Source organism: Pseudomonas sp. TWI929 (assembly GCF_039673335.1).
Lineage (GTDB): Bacteria > Pseudomonadota > Gammaproteobacteria > Pseudomonadales > Pseudomonadaceae > Aquipseudomonas.
In genome coordinates, this window is sequence record NZ_JBDJLK010000105.1 from 1 (window position 1) to 16,924 (window position 16,924).

Genomic DNA, 16,924 nt, shown 5'->3' on the forward strand with positions numbered 1-16,924 from the left:
CCCACAGGGATTGCACAGGTTTCAAGTCCGGTGCAGTACCTGTGGGAGCGGGTTTACCCGCGAAGAGGCCGGAACAGGAAAATAGAAACGCCCCGGCAAGCCGGGGCGCTCTGGGGACCACACAAAGTTTAAAGCGTTCAGGTCAGCGAATACCCGACTGACGCAGTGCCGCAGGCTGGAAGTCAGCCTTGCTGGCGCTGAAGCCGAAGTCGTAGGCACGCTTCTCTTCGTTCTTCATGCCTAGGGCCAGGTAGCGGCCCGACTGCAGGTCGTAGATGGTTTCCAGGGTGTACCACGGCACCTCCACATTGTAATACGGCTGGGCGTGGGCCTCGGAAACACGCCACAGCTGGCCACGGCCGTCGTACTGGTCGATCACTGCGGCCTGCCAGGTGTCTTCGTCGATGTAGAAGTCACGCTTGGCGTAGATGTGCCGCTGGCCCGGCTTGAGGGTCGCGACCACGTGCCAGACCCGACGCAGCTCGTAACGGGCCAGGTCCTGGTTGATGTGCCCGGCCTTGATGATGTCGGTGTACTTGAGCTTGGGGTCGTCAAGCTTGAAGGCATTGGACGCGATGTACAGCTCCTTCTTGCCTTCCAGCTTCCAGTCATACCGGTCTGGCGCACCGTTGAACATGTCCAGGTTGTCCGAAGTGCGCAAACCATCGGCGGCGGTGCCCGGGCCGTCGTACGACACCTGCGGAGCCTGGCGTACGCGGCGTTGGCCGGCGTTGTAGATCCAGGCCTTGCGCGGCTCTTTCACCTGGTCGAGGGTTTCGTGCACCAGCAACACGGTACCGGCCAGGCGCGCCGGCGCGGTCACTTCCTGCTTGAAGTAGAACAGGATGTTGCCCGGGTTGTTCGGGTCGTAGTCCTTCATCTTGTCGCGGAAGACGAACTGGTCGGAGAAATACACGGGGTTGAAAGAGCCGTTCTGCTGCGGCGTGGCCTGGGTCACCAGGCGACTGACGCTGCCACCCCGGTAGCGGGTGATGTGGTTCCAGATCACTTCCAGGCCGCTTTGCGGGATCGGGAACGGTACCGCCGTACGGAAGTTGTTCAGGCCGTTGCCGCCTTCGACCAGGGTGGCCTTGGTGGCATTTTCCTTGATGGCGGCGAACACGTCGGCAGGTGCCGTGGAGCCGCGATGAGTCTTGAACACCGGGATCTTGAAGGTGTCCGGGTAGCGCTTGAGCATGGCCAACTGGCCCGGCGAGAGCTTGTCCTTGTACTGGTCGGCGTTTTGCGCGGTGATGGTGAACAGCGGTTTTTCACTGCCGTACGGGTCGGCCAGGAAACCCTTGCCGTCGACGCTGCCCGCTGTCTTCGACAGCGGCTCCCACGGGCCGATCGAGCCATCGGCATTGCCAGCCTTTTCGGCGCCCATCGGGGTCAGGGTACTGCCCAACTTGGCTGCCTGGTCAGCGGATACCGCTGCCATGACACTGGTCGCCAGCAGGGACAGGCCCAGTACACCGGCTTGCAGCAGACTTCTGGTCTTGTTCATGTCGTGTCGTCCTGGATCTGTATGCTTAGAAGTTCACACCGAAGCTGAGCGCGACGAAGTCACGGTCATCCACGGTGGTGTACTTGCCATCGAAGAAGTTGGTGTACGACAGGCTCGCCGTATAGGTTTGCTGGTACTCGGCGTCCAGGCCCAGGCTGACAGCCTTGCGGCCTTCCTCGAAGTTGGCGCCAGGGCCAGGTGAATAACCATCGACGTCGTGCGACCAAGCCACGCTCGGGCGCAGGTTCACCCCGGCAAAGACGTTGTTGTAGTCCCAAATCGCACGGACGCGGTAACCCCAAGAGTCGGACGTGGTGTAACCATCATTTTCGCAGTAGCGCGATACGTTGTTGGCGTTGGAGGTGCCCAAGGTACTAGTGTTGAGTGTTTCGCATTGGCCGTTAGGCAGGGGCCCCGGGCCAAACACCGGGTCACGCCCGTAACGCAACTTGGACGTGCTTTCCAGCCCGCCAACGTGAGTCCAGCCGACTTCCCCTACCATGGTCAGCCGCTCGGCACCCATCACCTGATCGAAGAAGTGGGTGAAGGTGGTCTGCAGCTGAGTGATTTCCTTGCGACGGTAACCTGGCTGGTCAGTGCCAGGGCGGCCTTGCAACACCGATACATCCGGGTTGAGGGGGGTCAGGCCGGAAAAGAGAATATCGGTGGTATTCAGTTGCACAGGCGCGTTCGGACGGTAGCTGATCTCACCGCTCCAGGCAGTGCCTGTGGGCAGCGTCGTGGAGAAACTCAGACCATACAGGCGTATGTCTTCCGGATACTCGACGTAATAGCTGGAGTTGCCTGCCACTTGCAACGGCAAGAGGGTTGGCACCAGGCCGGCCAGCTGCGAAGCGGGTACGCCTGCGCGGACCAACGCACCTGCCAGGTTGCTGGCGCTGTAGTATTGAAGATCGGCCCCACGGCCACTGAAAATTGGCGCGCGGCTGTGGTAGTTCATGAAGTAGCCACCAAACTCGGTGTTCAGCGGTTCGAACATGTAGCGCATTGCAACGCCGAACTGACCGCTGTCGCGTGCATCACGATCCGGACCGCGCTTTACGATTACCCCCTCGTCGGGTGAACCATGAGTCACACCTTGCGCCGCCAGCGCAGCCGCGACAGGGGCATTCAGCGGCCCAAGCCGGCTGGCCAGGGAGTTCTGGGTAGCCAGCACGGCCAGGTTGTTGTTGCAGCCATCGGCAATCACATCCGGCTGGGAGAAGAAGGTGCCGCAGTTATCAACTACCGTCTGGTCCCATTCGATCTGGTAGAAGGCCTCGGCCGACAGGTTGTCGGTCAGGCTCTGCGAGACATAGAACATGTTGACCGGAATCAGGCCTTCCTTGATCTCGGCCCCTGGGCGGCGGAACGCCGACACGTCGATGGGGTTGATCGCGTTGATGCCGCCGCCGATGAAGGTACTTTCACCCCAGCTCACCACCTGCTTGCCCAGGCGTACCGAGCCAGGCTGATCGCCGATGGCATAGTTGTGGTAGACGAAGGCGTCGAGCATTTCGGCGCCGGACGACTTGGCGCCTTCCTTGCGGTTGGAGTCGCTGATGTCCTTGAACTCGCGGCTTTCGTCCTTGAGCTCAAAGTCGTACCAGTACTTGCCGCGAACGAACACGCCGGTGTCACCGTACTTGAGCTCCAGGTCATGGATGCCCTTGAAGATCTTCGAGAAGGTTTCGCCCTTCTTGAAGTTCAGGTGGCCATCGTCGGATGTCTGTGACAAGCCCTTGCCGCCGTTGTTGACGCCGATCAGGTTCTTGTTGGGGTTGGCAGTCGACCAGCTGGCGCCGACGGAGAGCGACGAGTCGAACTGGGCTTCGATTTCACCAATGTTGAAACTGACAGCGAAAGCCGGACTTGCGAGCGTGGAAGCAAGGCTGACGGCCAAGGGCAGCTTGGCCCGGCGCCAGAACAGGTGTGCAGATTTCATCGACGCTACTCCATGTACTTTTTTGTTATGGCAGTGAGTCCTTTCAAGAACGGCCCGTGCGACCGGTGTGCAGGCTTGCGCCCGCGGCGACATGTGTTGCGCATGCCGCCCTCCCCCTTCCTGAAAATCCCCTGGCCCCGACTATAGCCAGCAAGGCACAGGCGCTTGATCCCTCTAAAGTGTGATTTGCGCTCCATGCCGCCAACCCGCTGCAGGGTGCTTCGATAGCGCGCTGGCAGTGTTCAAGGATGGCGCATTTCTGCCATTTGGCAAGGCGCCAATCCGTCTAGCATGCGGGTCGCGTGCTGAGGTACGCGACCCGCACTGCGATTACAACGTGGAAAGGAACGCGCTGTTACTGGCCTGCCATTGCACGATGTCCTGGCGGATGCGTTTCTTGTCGAGCTTGCCGACGCTGGTCTTGGGAATTTCAGTAACAACAGCGATCTGGCTCGGAATCGCCCATTTGTTGATGTGCCCTTGTTCGACAAATGGCTTGAGGTGCTCCTTGAGCCCCTTGGCGTCGATGGTCTGGCCGTCGCGCACCACCAGCAGGGCAAACGGCCGCTCACCCCATTGCGGGTCGGCAACCCCCACCACTGCCACTTCGCGCACGGCCGGGTGGCGGCTGACCAGGTCCTCCAGGTCGAGCGAGGAAATCCATTCGCCACCGGTCTTGATCACATCCTTGATGCGGTCGCGGATGTCGATGTAGCCCATGCCGTCGAGGGTGGCGACATCACCGGTGTGCAGCCAGCCGCCCTGCCACAGCTCCTCGCTTTTTTCCGGCTCCTTGAAGTAGCCCATGGTCAGCCACGGCGCACGCAGCACCAGCTCGCCCTGGGTTTCGCCATCGGCGGGCAGGAAGTTGCCGTCGCCATCGACGATGGCCGCCTCAACCAGCGGTACCGGCACGCCAGCCTTGATGCGGTAGGTAACGCGCTCGTCCTCGCTGCCGGCTTGCAGTTCGTCGTTCAGGTGCGCGGCGGAGATCAGCGGGCAGGTTTCGGACATGCCGTATGCCGCTGTCAGCTGGATGCCGCGCGCCAGGGCGGCCTGGTACAGCGAACGGTTGAGTGCGCTGCCGCCGATGATGATCTTCCAGCCGCCAAAATCCTGGCCTTGGGCAGTCGGGCAGTTGAGCAACATCTGCAGGATGGTCGGCACGCAATGGGAGAAGGTGACCTTCTCTTCGCGCCACAGCTTGACCAGCATGTCCGGCTCGTAGCGCCCTGGGTACACCTGCTTCATGCCAAGCATGGTGGCGGCGTAGGGGATACCCCAGGCATGCACATGGAACATCGGGGTGATGGGCATGTACACGTCGTTGCTGCCCAGCAGGCGCACGCTGTCGATGCTGCCGGTCACCGAAGCTTCGGCCAGGGTATGCAGCACCAGCTGCCGGTGGGTGAAGTACACGCCCTTGGGGTTGCCGGTGGTGCCGGTGGTGTAGAAGGTGGTGGCTACCGAGTTCTCGTCGAAGTCAGGGAAGTCGTAGCGCGGGCTGGCTGCGGCCAACAGTTGCTCGTACTCGCCGACCAGGTTGGGCAGCTCGGCGGTCTTGTCCGGGCCATCGGTCAGCAGCAGGGTCTTGTCGACAGTGGTCAACTGCCCGGCGATGGCCTGGTACAGGCCGACGAAGTCGCTGTTGACCAGTACCACGCGGTCTTCGGCGTGGTTCATGGTGTAGAGGATCTGCTCGGGCGACAGGCGCACGTTGATGGTGTGCACCACCGCACCGATCATCGGGATGGCGAACATGCATTCCAGGTAGCGGTGGCTGTCCCAGTCCATTACCGCCACGGTGTCGCCGGCCTTTACACCGGCTTCGGTCAGCACATTGGCCAGCCGGGCGATGCGTTCGTTGAGCTGTGGATAAGTCAGCCGCAACTGGTCGCGGTAGACGATTTCGCGGGTCTTTTCATAGCGGCTGCCGGACATCAGCAGGCGTTTGATCAGCAGGGGGAAGGCATAGGCGCCCTCGGCGGGTTTGATGATGCGGGTCTGCAACATGGGTATCCCTTTTCTGAAAAGCGGGCCGGACAAGTCTGGCAACTACTGTAGTTCGCCAATGTGACGGCTAAATCAGCCGAAGGAATGATTTGCCTGGTACAGGTATGAGTGGCGGGCGTTGACGGGCGGTAACTGCGGGCTAGACACTGCGCCGCAAGCTTCAGGATTTGTGCTAGAGCTGCAGGCCCTTTCGCGGGCGTGCCCGCGAATGGCCCCAACACCAATTATCCCGCCCTGCCCGGAGAACCCCATGCCCAGCCCGCGTCGCGCCGTGTTTCTCGATCACCAGTCCCTGGACCTTGGCGACCTCGACCTCTTGCCCCTGAAGCAACAGTTCGACGAGTTCGAGCTGTTCGCCGCCACCCGCCCGGACCAGGTCGCCGAACGCCTGCAGGGCGCGGTGGCGGTGGTCAGCAACAAGGTCATGCTCGACGCCGAAACCCTGGCGGCCAACCCGCAGCTCAAGCTGATCCTGGTGGCCGCTACCGGCACCAACAATGTCGACCTGGTGGCGGCGCGTGCCCAGGGCATCACCGTATGCAACTGCCAGGGCTATGGCACCCCCTCCGTCGCCCAGCACACCCTCGCCCTGCTGCTGGCCCTGGCTACCCGCCTGTGCGACTACAACCAGGCGGTGGCTGACGGCCAGTGGGCCAAGGCCAGCCAGTTCTGCCTGCTGGACTTCCCCATCGTCGAACTGGAGGGCAAAACCCTCGGCCTGCTCGGCCACGGCGAGCTGGGCGGCGCGGTGGCGCGGCTGGCCGAAGCGTTCGGCATGCGCGTGCTGAGCGGGCAGATCCCCGGCCGCCCGGAGCGTGACGACCGCCTGCCACTGGATGAACTGCTGCCGCAAGTCGACGCCCTGACCCTGCATTGCCCGCTAAACGAGCACACCCGGCACATGCTCGGCGCCCGTGAACTGGCCCAGCTCAAGCCCAATGCGCTGGTGGTCAACACCGCCCGTGGCGGCCTGATCGACGAACAGGCGCTGGCCGACGCCCTGCGCAGTGGCCACTTGGGCGGTGCCGCCACCGACGTATTGAGCGTGGAACCGCCGGTCAACGGCAACCCACTGCTCGAACCCGGTATCCCGCGCCTGATCATCACCCCGCACAGCGCCTGGGGTGCAGTGGAGTCGCGCCAGCGCATCGTCGGCCAGCTCAGCGAAAATGCCCAGGCCTTCTTCGCCGGGCAACCGCGCCGCGTGGTCAGCTGAGGCCGGCGCCGGCCTCTGTTACACTGCGCCACTTTTTTCCAGGAGGCGTCGTCCATGGACCCGCGCAGTGAAGTGTTGCTCCGCCAGGCAGAGCTGTTCCAGGGGCCGCTGCTGATCGCCGGCGCCCCCGCCGACGACCTGCTCGGCCAGCTGCCCCAGGCCCAGGCCTGGACCTGGCACGCCGGCGATCAGGCCATGCTCGACAGCCGCTTCGCCGGCCGCAGCCATTACGGTGTCGAGGCCCCTGAAGCAGCCTTCGACAGCGCCGTGCTGTTCCTGCCCAAATCCCGCGAGCTGGCCGCCTACCTGCTCAACGCCCTGGCCTCGCGCCTGGCCGGCCGCGAGCTGTACCTGGTTGGCGAGAAGCGCGGCGGCATCGAAGGCGCGGCCAAGCAACTGCAGGCCTTTGGCAAACCACGCAAGCTCGACAGCGCCAGGCACTGCCAGCTGTGGCAAGTGACCGTGGACCAGGCGCCGCAGGCAAAACCGCTGGAAAGCCTGGCCGAGCACTTCGAACTGGCCCTGGAAGACGGCCCGCTGCAGGTTGTGAGCCTGCCCGGGGTATTCAGCCATGGCCGCCTCGATCGCGGTACCGCCCTGCTGCTCAAGCACCTCGACGGCCTGCCGAGTGGCCATGTGCTGGACTTCGGTTGCGGTGCCGGGGTACTGGGTGCCACGGTCAAACGCCGTTACCCCCAAAGCCGCGTGACCCTGCTGGACGTGGACGCCTTTGCCGTGGCTGCCAGCCGCCTGACGCTGGCCGCCAACGGCCTGGAGGGCGAGGTGATCAGCGGCGATGGCATCGACGCAGCGCCAACCGAGCTTAGCCTGATCCTGAGCAACCCGCCGTTCCACACCGGGGTGCACACCAACTACCAAGCTTCGGAAAACCTGCTGAAAAAATCGGCCGTTCATCTGCGAAAAGGTGGCGAAATGCGCCTTGTGGCCAACAGTTTCCTGCGCTACCAGCCACTGATCGAAGGGGCGCTGGGCAACTGCCAGGTGCGCGACGAGGCTGACGGTTTCCGTATCTACCAGGCAACACACGGATAAAAACAGCGCTTGCCGAAAGCGTTTTGCCTAGGCAGAATCCGCACCGTCCTAGGGGAGTAGTCTCCCGCGAGCACCCAGCTCGCCCGGTACGCGTCAACATACTTGGTCCACAGACCATGGCGCGTGCGACCCACCATGCCAGCCTGCATGGAGAGATCCGCATAGACGGATCCAGGGTTTGACAAGACCTATGACACGCACACCTTACCCGGGGCGGGGAGGCTGTACGTGTCATAGCCGTGTCGACCCGCCCCCGTAGGAAACCTGATGCTGGAATCTCTGCTAGTCCCCACCGCCATCGTTGCCCTTGCCGAAATCGGTGACAAGACCCAACTGCTTGCGCTCATTCTCGCTGCCCGCTTCCGCAAGCCTTGGCCGATCATCGCTGGCATCATCGCCGCCACCCTGGCCAACCATGCTGCGGCCGGTGCCGTGGGGGCGTGGGTCGGGAGCTTCTTCAGCGACTCGGCACTGCACTGGATCCTGGCCGCGAGCTTTACCGCCACTGCGCTGTGGACCCTGGTACCGGACAAGATGGATGACGACGAGAACCCGGCTCGCCGCTTCGGGCCGTTCCTGACTACGCTGATTGCGTTCTTCCTGGCCGAGATCGGTGACAAGACCCAGGTCGCCACGGTGATGCTGGCTGCGCAGTATCCGCACCTGATCATGGTCATCATCGGTACCACCCTGGGCATGCTGATTGCCAACGTGCCGGTAGTACTGGCGGGTAACTTCGCGGCGGACAAACTGCCGTTGACGCTGATCCGTCGCCTGGCGGCCACGGCGTTCTTCGTGCTGGCGATCGTGGCCGTGTACTCGGCGATGAAGGCCAGTGGCTGGATTGGATAACCAGGAAAACGGGGGCGCTTTGCGCCCCCAGGATTCAAGCAATTACTGCTTGGCAGCAGCCTGATACAGCGGCATCACCTTCGGAATCGCTGCCTGCAGCGAAGCAATGCGGCTCGCCGACGCCGGGTGAGTGCTCATGAACTCAGGCGGTGCACCTTCGGACGCCTTGCTCATCTTGTTCCACAAGGTGATCGCGGCGTTCGGGTCGTAGCCGGCACGCGCCGACAGCTCCAGGCCAATCAGGTCGGCCTCGTTCTCGTTGGCCCGGCTGTTGGGCAGGGTCATGGCGTAGTTCACCACGGCATCGGCCATGGCCATGCTGCCCTGGCCAAGGCCGAAGATGGCACCGGCACCCTGGCGGGCCATTTCCACGCCATAGGCCTTGGACATGGCCTCACGGCTGTGTTCACGCAAGGCGTGGGCAATTTCATGCCCTACCACTGCGGCAATTTCCGCATCGGTGAGCTTGAGCTGATCGATCAGCCCGGTGTAGACGATGATCTTGCCGCCTGGGCCGCAGTTGGCATTGAGCTCGTCGCTCTTGATCACATTGACTTGCCAGTCCCACTGCGCGGCATCCGGGCGGAACTTGGGGGCCTGGGCGATCAGGCGGTTGGCAATTACCTGTACACGCTTGGCATCAGCGCTGGACTTGTCGAGCACGCCTTTGTTCGATGCTTCACCCAGGGTCTGCTGGTACGACTGGGCGTACATCTGGTTGACCTCATCGCTCGAGAGCATGCTGAACATGTACTGCTGGCGCTCGACGCCGACAGCACCACCGCTGGTGGTGTTCACCGCCTGGCAGCCGGCCAGCAGGATGCCAGCACTCAACAGGCTGATGACAAAAGACTTACGCATGAAAACACTCCCTATCTACATGCGCCGTATCCTAGGCCGAGTCGCCTGGGGCCGCCATAGCCGCAGGGAAGATTTTCTTCGTCTGCACTGGCCTCTTCGCGGGTAAACCCGCTCCCACAGGTCTGCGCATGCCTGAGGGCAACACACTACCTGTGGGAGCGGCTTCAGCCGCGAAAGGGCCGGTACAGGCAAAGCATCACGCCGGGGTCAGGCACTCCGGCGCATCCAGTTTCGGGTCATTGACGAAATTGGCCAGGGCCCGCTCCCGCAACGTTGCCGGCGGGCTGGCCAGCAGCTCGTGCAGGCGGGTAACCGGCGTGTCCGGGTCAAGCCAGGCCGCCTGCCCGGCCTCGTCCAGAATCAGCGGCCGGCGCTGGTTCATGGCCGCCTGGGTCACCACCGCGCAACTCAGCCACACCTGATCCTGCACCGGGTAGGCCTCCCACACCGCCGCAAAGTACAACGACGCGCCCTCCCCCGGGGTCAACCAATACGGGCGCTTGCGCACACTGCCACGCCATTCGTAAAAACCATTGGCCGGCATCAGGCAGCGCCGCTGGCGAAACGCCTCACGAAACATCGGCTGCTCGGCCAGGGTTTCGGCGCGGGCATGGGCTGGGGTGCGCGACAGGTCGGTAAGCCACGCCGGGGTCAGCCCCCAGCGTGCCTTGGCCAGTTGCTGCTGGCCGTCGAGCTGGCGCTGGATCAGCACCGAAGCCCCGGGCGAAATATTCCATTGGGCAGGCTGGCCGACGGGAAAACCCGGCAGACTGGCAAGGGCCTGGGGCCAGCGAAACAGGGCGTAACGTCCACACATGGGCGAATTAACAACCTAGCAGATCAAGGTACCGGGAAGATTCTCCGGTTCGTCGCCGGCAAGCGGCTGGGCACCATTGTACGCGTCGATCAATTGCCGTGCGTACTCGGCCTGCTCATCCGGCACCGCAAGCCCGAGCAGCCCTTGCAGCGGTAGCTCGCCCACGCCGCCTACCAGGTCACGACCTGCCAGGTGCACGTCGATACCCTCACTGGCCAGCATACCGGCCAGCATTTCAGCTTCGAGCAAGTTCTCCGGTTCGTAGATCCGCCGCATCAGTCATTCTCACCGTAGACATCCAGCATCCACTCCTCGCCATGAACCTGCAGCACAAAGCGGATAGGCTTGCAGCACACCTGGCAGTCCTCGATGTACTCCTGATCGCCACTGGACAGGTCCACCGTGGTTTCGACTTCTTCGCCACAATAAGGGCAATCGTAGATCGCAGTTTCCAGCATCGCGGCCTCCGGGGTGACTTATGCGTATAATTGCCGGTCTATTTACAGGGCCTGTGTGTGTCCGAGCCGTTTTTCGGAGCCCGCCCCTACCTTATTACCCTAGCCGTTTCCAACAAGAGAGCATGATGGGCGAATTCGATGCCATCCGACCGTACGACGACGCTGAGGTCCCTGCCGTTCTGGCACGCCTGCTCAGCGACCCGGCATTCCTCGATATCCTCACCCACTTCCGCTTCCCGCGTGCGGCTGGTGCTCTCGGCTGGTTGCTCAAGCCCCTGATCGCCCGCCGCCTGCGCAAGGAGTTTGCCGGCGTCACCTGCGTCTCGACCTTGCAGGACAAAGTCGAGTACTACGTCGACCAGACCATCGACCGCGCCACCGACGGCGTCACCTATTCGGGTGTGGAGCAGCTCAAGGCCGGCACTGCCTACCTGTTCCTGGCCAACCACCGCGACATCGTCATGGACCCGGCGTTCGTCAACTACGCGGTGTACCACGCCGGCTTGCCGACCCCGCGCATCGCCATTGGCGACAACCTGCTGCAAAAGCCCTTTGTCAGCGACATGATGCGCCTGAACAAAAGTTTCATCGTGCACCGTTCGATCAGCGGGCGCCGCGAGAAGCTGGCCGCCTACCAGTTGCTCTCGGCCTACATCAACCACTCGATCCGCAACGATGCCACGTCGATCTGGATTGCCCAGGCCGAAGGCCGGGCCAAGGACGGTGACGACCGCACCGACTCGGCGATCCTCAAGATGTTCCACATGAGCCGCAAGGACGAGCCGTTCGGCGCGGTGATCCAGAGCCTGAACCTGACCCCGGTATCGATCAGCTACGAATACGACCCGTGCGACCAGGCCAAGGCCCGCGAGCTGTACATCCGCGCCACCACCGGCACCTACAAGAAGGCGCCGGGTGAGGACGACAACAGCATTGCCAAGGGCATTACCGGTTACAAGGGCCGGGTGCACATCAATTTCGCCCCGCCGGTGACCGAGTACCACGAAGACACCAAGCAACTGGCGGCGGAAATCGACCGGCAGATTCTGGGTGGCTACCGGCTGTTCCCGGTGCATTACCTGGCGTATGCGATGTGGGAAGGCAAGGACGAGGCCCTGCAGGTGCCTGGCGCCGAGAAGGTGTTCCCGGCTGATGAATTGGCCAAGGCCAAGGAAGAATGGCAGCGCCGCCTGGATGCTTGCCCTGAGGAGCAGCGGCCGTACCTGGTGTTGCAGTATGCGACGCCGGTGCGTAACCAGTATCAGGTCAGGCAGCAAGCGCCGGTAGCCTGACCGATTGCTGGGGCTGCTTTGCAGCCCCAATGTCTCAGACCCAGGTGCTGAACCAGGACAGCAGCAGCGCCATCGCCAGGCACGAAAACCCCAGGATGTAGAAGTACTTGGGCACGCGCAGGTCGAACGCATCCACCACCCCCTCCTCCAGCGCCAGGCTTTCGCGGGTATCGGCTTCGCGCCGCCGTGCGCTGTGCAGCAGCAACCCGCCCGGGCAGGTCAGTAGCAGCGCCAGCAGGTTGATCAGCTTGGTGGGATGGGCGGCCAGGAACCCCCAGAGCACTTGCAAGGACATCACGCAACCTCGGTGTGAGCGACGGCAAAGCGCCGCATTCTACCCAAGTCGCGCCTTGGCGCCCGGCCTGGGCGACAAACTGTCATTAAATTTCATCTGTCATCCGCTCGTCATCAGAACAGGCCACCCTGTCGGCCTTTTCATGATCCGGAGCTTGTTCATGCTGCACGCCGAAAACCAGGACCGCCTTTACCTCGTTGCCCAAAGCGATGAACAGCAGGCGCTGATCGATGGTTTCGCCATCAACGTGCAGGACCGCCAGTGGCTGGTCTACTGTGCACTGGGCGGGCATGTGCATGAGGCTTTGCCGGAGGTGGATGCTGGCACTGGCTTCAGTTTGCTGGATTTCCACATAGAAGCTGCGTAAGCCCGCGTAGAGGCCGGTACAGACAACAAAAAACCCGCTACCTGGTACACAGGCAGCGGGTTTTCTTCATGCAGCTAAAGGCTTACTGCCCCAGCACCTGCCCAATGGTCGGGTCCTTGAACATACGGGTCAGGGCATCGCTCAGCACATCTCCGACCAGCTGGGTGTTGGTCTCCTGGTTCGGCGCCATGCCGAAACGCTGGTCCAGCGACGCACCGTAACGGCCGCTGTAGCTGCGGCCGCCATTTTTCACGTCGGCACGGAAGGTGGCGCCGATGGTGGCCTCGGTCACGTACAGGTTGTCTTTCGGCGACTGGTACTTCAGCTCGGCCAGGGTCACGGTCAGCTGTGGCGCGTTGTAGGCGTTCGGCGTCGGGGTGAAACCGAGCAGGCGCACGGCGGCTTCGGCCTGGGCCTGCAGCTTGGGCACTACATCGTTACCACTGACGCTGATGGTGCTGGTCTCGGGGTACATGCCACCGCGGGTACCCAGGGACTGCGAAGGCCGGCCGTCAACCACCCGGACCACGACCGGCTGGCCATGGCCGACCGGGGCGAGCTGGGCCTTGAGCGTGGGTTGCGGGTTGAGTTGTTGCGGGCTGTGGGCACAACCGACCAGGCTGAGGCTGGCCACGGCAAGCAAACCGAACAACAGACGTTGCAACATACGCGTTTCTCCAGAAAATGCGGCAAAGGCCCACAGTATACCCAGCCACGCATCGACCAGTCATCGGTCTGGCCCGCTTGTCACAATCGTTTCATGGCCACGCCCTTATCCTTGCGCCAAGCCCTAACGCAAAGGACTCGCCGCCATGGCCACGCTCTGGACTCTGCTCTTCCAACGCCCGCGCCACAACGCTTATGCCCGCCTCGATGGCGAAGGCAAATGCCTGGCCTTCAAGCAGTGCAGCCAGGCGCCAAGCGGTAGTGGCTGGGTCCAGATCAGGGAAATCCAGCTTGCCTGGCTGGGCCACGAGCTGCCCGCCAGTGCCCGGGTTTGCCCCCGTGCAAGCCGTCGGTGGCACCAGCGCATCCTCGCGGCCTGACAAACGCTGCAATAAAAAGCACAAATGGCGACATTTCTGCCTGCGACATCGCTATAATCTCCCCCCGATTATAAGGACGTCTCCTGATCGGGCCCCGCATTCGCCGATTGACCCCGGCAACTTCATCGCTTAGCCCACAGAGAGCCTTCCACTCAGGTCTTGCATCGGCTGTCGTGCCTGCTTTTCCGGCCCTTCGCACTGCATGAACCTGCGGGTTGCCATCGCGCAGTCCCCTTTTGAGGTTCACGTCTCCAAAAGAGCGTGAAAAAACGGTTTTCACAACTTCACAAGAGTGTGGCGAGCAAATGAACAGTCTGGCATGTGCAAAAGCGGCAGATGTGTCCCGAACAGCCCTGAACAGGCGGCAAATGCGCTCATCCCGTATGAGTGCCTGAGCCGTTCCATAACGCACGCACGACACCTTGACCATAAGTCGAATTGCCGCACCTGTGGCAAACGGCGTTCAATACCCGAACCCGAAGACTGATTGGCGGTGTCCGCGGAAGTTGCAAGAACTGCGAAAAGTCGGACATGGCGACCCTGGCGAACCCAGGTCCTATGCTGTCAATTAGGTAGCTGTAGATTGTGGAGACGCGTTAAATGGCGCAGAACGAATCGGTTGATGTGGTACTGGTAGGCGCGGGCATCATGAGTGCCACCCTGGCCGTACTGCTCAAGGAGCTCGACCCGGCCCTCAAGCTTGAGGTCGTGGAGGCGATGGACTCCGGAGCCGCGGAAAGCTCCAACCCCTGGAACAACGCAGGCACCGGCCACGCAGGCCTGTGCGAGCTTAACTACACGCCCCAGGCCGCCGATGGCAGCATCGACATCAAGAAGGCCGTGCACATCAACACCCAGTTCGAGGTCTCGCGCCAGTTCTGGGCCTACCTGAGCAAGAAGGGCAACTTCGGCTCGGCGCGTGCCTTCATCAACCCTGTCCCGCACCTGAGCTACGTCGAGGGTGACAAGGGTGTTTCCTTCCTCAAGAAGCGCTTCGAGCTGCTCAAGCAGCATCATGCCTTCGCCGACATGGAATACACCGAAGACAAGGCTGTGATGAAGGACTGGATGCCGCTGATGATGCCAGGCCGCCCGGCCGACCAGCACATCGCCGCTACCCGCGTGGCCAAAGGCACTGACGTCAACTTCGGCGCCCTGACCAACAAGCTGCTCAAGCTGCTGGGCGACTCGCCGGATGCGCAGGTGAAGTACAGCAAGAAGGTTGTCGGCCTGCGCCGTAACGGCAGCGGCTGGACCGTGAGCATCAAGGACGTCAACAGCGGCGGCAGCCGTGAAGTCGACGCGCGCTTCGTCTTCCTCGGCGCCGGTGGCGCGGCCCTGCCGCTGCTGCAGTTGTCTGGCATCCCGGAAAGCAAAGGCTTCGGCGGCTTCCCGGTCAGCGGCCAGTGGCTGCGTTGCGACAACCCGGAAATCGTCAAGCAGCACCAGGCCAAGGTGTACAGCCAGGCCGCAGTTGGCGCCCCACCGATGTCGGTACCGCACCTGGATACCCGCGTTGTGGACGGCAAGACTTCGCTGCTGTTCGGCCCGTATGCCGGCTTCACCACCAAGTTCCTCAAGCATGGTTCGCTGATGGACCTGCCGCTGTCGGTGCGCTTGGGCAATATCGGCCCGATGCTGGCCGTGGCCCGCGACAACATGGACCTGACCAAGTACCTGGTCAGCGAAGTGCGGCAGACGATGGAGCAGCGCCTGGAAGCCCTGCGTCGCTTCTACCCGCAGGCCAAGGCCGAAGACTGGCGCCTGGAAGTGGCCGGTCAGCGCGTGCAGATCATCAAGAAAGACCCGAAAAAAGGCGGTGTGCTGCAGTTTGGTACCGAGCTGGTCTCGGCCCAGGACGGCAGCCTGGCTGCACTGCTTGGCGCTTCGCCAGGTGCATCGGTAACCGTGTCGATCATGCTGGAACTGATCGAGCGCTGCTTCCCCGAGCAGGCCAAGGGTGCCTGGGCTGCCAAGCTCAAGGAAATCTTCCCGGCTCGCGAGAAAACCCTGGCGGCCGATGCTGCCCTGTACCACAAGATCAGTGCCGACAACGATGTGGCATTGGAGCTGGTGGAAAGCAGCCCTGCGGCCAAGCATTACGCCTGAACCGCCCGGTAACGAAAAAACGCCCCTCGGGGCGTTTTTTGTGCCTGGATCTTTATCAGCCGGTACCGGCCCTTTCGCGGCTGAAGCCGCTCCCACAGGGGTTGCACCTAACCTGTGGGAGCGGGCGCGCCCGCGAATAGGCCGGTACAGGCTAACGATCAACCACGGGCGTTATCGATGATCTCGATGTACTCCGGCGCATTACGCTGGTCGGCAATCTGCTCGACAAAGGTCTTGCCGTGCTCGTCCTTGCCATCCAGGTCCAGGCCGGCTTCGACGAAGAAGCCGACAAAACGCTCGAAGTCGTCGACGCGCAGGCCGCGGTAAGCCTTGACCAGCTTGTGCAGCGACGGCGAGGTCACGCCATCGGCCGGTTCGAACTGAAGGAACGACTTGATGTAGTCGTCGCTGATTTCGTCACCGATTACCTGTTTCTTGTCTTTACGCATTGCCGACTCCAACTGGACCATCACGGAATTTCGAAGGCCGGCAGTTTACCCCCCGCAGGGCGCACGCCTCAACGCGTACGTACGGTACCGGTATGCAGGTCGGCCCAGATGTGGCCGTTGCCATAGGTCAGGAACTGCACGTAAAGCGTTTCGTTGCGCAGCAGGTCCATGATCACCCGATAGTCGCTGACTGGGTAATTCAGGCTCAGGGTACGGGTTTTTTCGTCGTATACGGGCTTCTTCAGGCTCTTGGCCGCTTCACCGTCGAAGGTCAGCAGCACTTGGGCGATGGTCGCACCCTTGCTCAATGGCTTGCCCTTCAGGCGAACCTGCAACGACGAAGTGATAGGGATCGGCTGCTGGTCGGACTGGCGCTGGGCGCCCACCACCACCGAGTAGTCGGTCACTTGCAGCAATTGCTGGCCGGTCGGCGCTTCCTGGCGCAGGGATTGATCGTCGGGTGGCAGGAACTGGCTGTGCAGCGGGGCAGCGGCGAGTGGCAGGCTGACCGCCAACAGGAGGGGAAGAATCGCACGCATGTGAGGCTCCTTTTATGAAGGGGCACTCTAGCACGCTGTGTCTGGGCTGTACCGGCCTCATCGCCGGCAAGCCAGCTCCCACAGGTACGGCGCTATCCTTGTGGG

Annotated in this window: 18 protein-coding genes and 1 riboswitch; of the genes, 7 read left to right on the forward strand and 11 right to left on the reverse strand. The window is 62.4% G+C overall.

Going from position 1 to position 16,924, the window contains the following annotated elements; translation table 11 throughout:
* Positions 1–142: 142 nt before the first annotated feature.
* The 3 genes from ABE456_RS25670 to ABE456_RS25680 all read right to left on the reverse strand — a co-directional run bounded on the left by ABE456_RS25670 (position 143) and on the right by ABE456_RS25680 (position 5,465).
* Positions 143–1,507: a DUF1329 domain-containing protein gene (locus tag ABE456_RS25670; RefSeq protein ID WP_346646429.1), complete on the reverse strand. Its 1,365-nt coding sequence runs from the start codon at positions 1,505–1,507 to the stop codon at positions 143–145.
* A gap of 25 nt (positions 1,508–1,532) precedes the next feature.
* The gene (locus tag ABE456_RS25675; protein WP_346646430.1) at positions 1,533–3,452 is read right to left on the reverse strand and encodes a DUF1302 domain-containing protein; all 1,920 of its coding nucleotides are present in this window, start codon (positions 3,450–3,452) and stop codon (positions 1,533–1,535) included.
* Between the two features lie 330 nt (positions 3,453–3,782).
* Entirely contained in the window at positions 3,783–5,465 is a 1,683-nt protein-coding gene (locus ABE456_RS25680; RefSeq protein WP_346646431.1) for a fatty acid--CoA ligase, read from the reverse strand.
* 250 nt (positions 5,466–5,715) lie between these two features.
* On the opposite strand from ABE456_RS25680, the gene ABE456_RS25685 reads away from it, so the two are divergent.
* The 3 genes from ABE456_RS25685 to ABE456_RS25695 all read left to right on the forward strand — a co-directional run bounded on the left by ABE456_RS25685 (position 5,716) and on the right by ABE456_RS25695 (position 8,586).
* A complete protein-coding gene (locus ABE456_RS25685) occupies positions 5,716–6,681 on the forward strand; it encodes a 2-hydroxyacid dehydrogenase (protein WP_346646432.1) in 966 nt (321 codons plus the stop codon).
* Positions 6,682–6,735: 54 nt separating this feature from the next.
* Positions 6,736–7,734 (forward strand): class I SAM-dependent methyltransferase, encoded by a 999-nt coding sequence (locus tag ABE456_RS25690; RefSeq protein WP_346646433.1) that lies wholly within the window; start codon positions 6,736–6,738, stop codon positions 7,732–7,734.
* Positions 7,735–7,773: 39 nt separating this feature from the next.
* Positions 7,774–7,913, forward strand: a riboswitch (yybP-ykoY riboswitch).
* Between the two features lie 88 nt (positions 7,914–8,001).
* Positions 8,002–8,586 (forward strand): TMEM165/GDT1 family protein, encoded by a 585-nt coding sequence (locus tag ABE456_RS25695; RefSeq protein WP_003247342.1) that lies wholly within the window; start codon positions 8,002–8,004, stop codon positions 8,584–8,586.
* A gap of 42 nt (positions 8,587–8,628) precedes the next feature.
* Here ABE456_RS25695 and ABE456_RS25700 read toward each other — a convergent pair whose 3' ends face one another.
* From ABE456_RS25700 to ABE456_RS25715, 4 genes are all read right to left on the reverse strand, one after another.
* Positions 8,629–9,447, reverse strand: a complete 819-nt coding sequence (locus ABE456_RS25700; protein WP_346646434.1) for a M48 family metallopeptidase — start codon at positions 9,445–9,447, stop codon at positions 8,629–8,631.
* Between the two features lie 196 nt (positions 9,448–9,643).
* Complete coding sequence (locus tag ABE456_RS25705) at positions 9,644–10,264, reverse strand: SOS response-associated peptidase (RefSeq protein WP_346646435.1); 621 nt, start codon at positions 10,262–10,264, stop codon at positions 9,644–9,646.
* A gap of 15 nt (positions 10,265–10,279) precedes the next feature.
* On the reverse strand, positions 10,280–10,540 hold the full coding sequence (locus ABE456_RS25710; RefSeq protein WP_346646436.1) for a DUF2007 domain-containing protein: 261 nt from the start codon (positions 10,538–10,540) through the stop codon (positions 10,280–10,282).
* Complete coding sequence (locus ABE456_RS25715) at positions 10,540–10,722, reverse strand: CPXCG motif-containing cysteine-rich protein (protein WP_346646437.1); 183 nt, start codon at positions 10,720–10,722, stop codon at positions 10,540–10,542. Before ABE456_RS25715 ends, ABE456_RS25710 begins: the two co-directional genes overlap by 1 nt.
* 122 nt (positions 10,723–10,844) lie before the next feature.
* Between ABE456_RS25715 and ABE456_RS25720 the strand changes: the two genes are divergently transcribed.
* Positions 10,845–12,014, forward strand: a complete 1,170-nt coding sequence (locus tag ABE456_RS25720; RefSeq protein ID WP_346646438.1) for a 1-acyl-sn-glycerol-3-phosphate acyltransferase — start codon at positions 10,845–10,847, stop codon at positions 12,012–12,014.
* Between the two features lie 34 nt (positions 12,015–12,048).
* Here the strand turns inward: ABE456_RS25720 and ABE456_RS25725 are convergent, their stop codons facing one another.
* A complete protein-coding gene (locus ABE456_RS25725) occupies positions 12,049–12,309 on the reverse strand; it encodes a hypothetical protein (protein ID WP_346646439.1) in 261 nt (86 codons plus the stop codon).
* Positions 12,310–12,469: 160 nt separating this feature from the next.
* Between ABE456_RS25725 and ABE456_RS25730 the strand changes: the two genes are divergently transcribed.
* On the forward strand, positions 12,470–12,676 hold the full coding sequence (locus ABE456_RS25730; protein ID WP_346646440.1) for a hypothetical protein: 207 nt from the start codon (positions 12,470–12,472) through the stop codon (positions 12,674–12,676).
* Positions 12,677–12,758: 82 nt separating this feature from the next.
* Here ABE456_RS25730 and ABE456_RS25735 read toward each other — a convergent pair whose 3' ends face one another.
* Positions 12,759–13,343 (reverse strand): YajG family lipoprotein, encoded by a 585-nt coding sequence (locus ABE456_RS25735; protein WP_346646441.1) that lies wholly within the window; start codon positions 13,341–13,343, stop codon positions 12,759–12,761.
* A gap of 145 nt (positions 13,344–13,488) precedes the next feature.
* Here ABE456_RS25735 and ABE456_RS25740 point away from each other — a divergent pair, with 145 nt between their 5' ends.
* Positions 13,489–13,722, forward strand: a complete 234-nt coding sequence (locus tag ABE456_RS25740; RefSeq protein WP_346646442.1) for a hypothetical protein — start codon at positions 13,489–13,491, stop codon at positions 13,720–13,722.
* A 600-nt stretch (positions 13,723–14,322) separates the two neighbouring features.
* Complete coding sequence (gene mqo / locus ABE456_RS25745) at positions 14,323–15,831, forward strand: malate dehydrogenase (quinone) (protein ID WP_346646443.1); 1,509 nt, start codon at positions 14,323–14,325, stop codon at positions 15,829–15,831.
* A 158-nt stretch (positions 15,832–15,989) separates the two neighbouring features.
* Here mqo and ABE456_RS25750 read toward each other — a convergent pair whose 3' ends face one another.
* Both ABE456_RS25750 and ABE456_RS25755 read right to left on the reverse strand, forming a co-directional pair.
* On the reverse strand, positions 15,990–16,280 hold the full coding sequence (locus ABE456_RS25750) for a PA4642 family protein (RefSeq protein WP_051095858.1): 291 nt from the start codon (positions 16,278–16,280) through the stop codon (positions 15,990–15,992).
* A 68-nt stretch (positions 16,281–16,348) separates the two neighbouring features.
* Positions 16,349–16,819 (reverse strand): hypothetical protein, encoded by a 471-nt coding sequence (locus tag ABE456_RS25755; protein ID WP_087502880.1) that lies wholly within the window; start codon positions 16,817–16,819, stop codon positions 16,349–16,351.
* Positions 16,820–16,924: the final 105 nt, after the last annotated feature.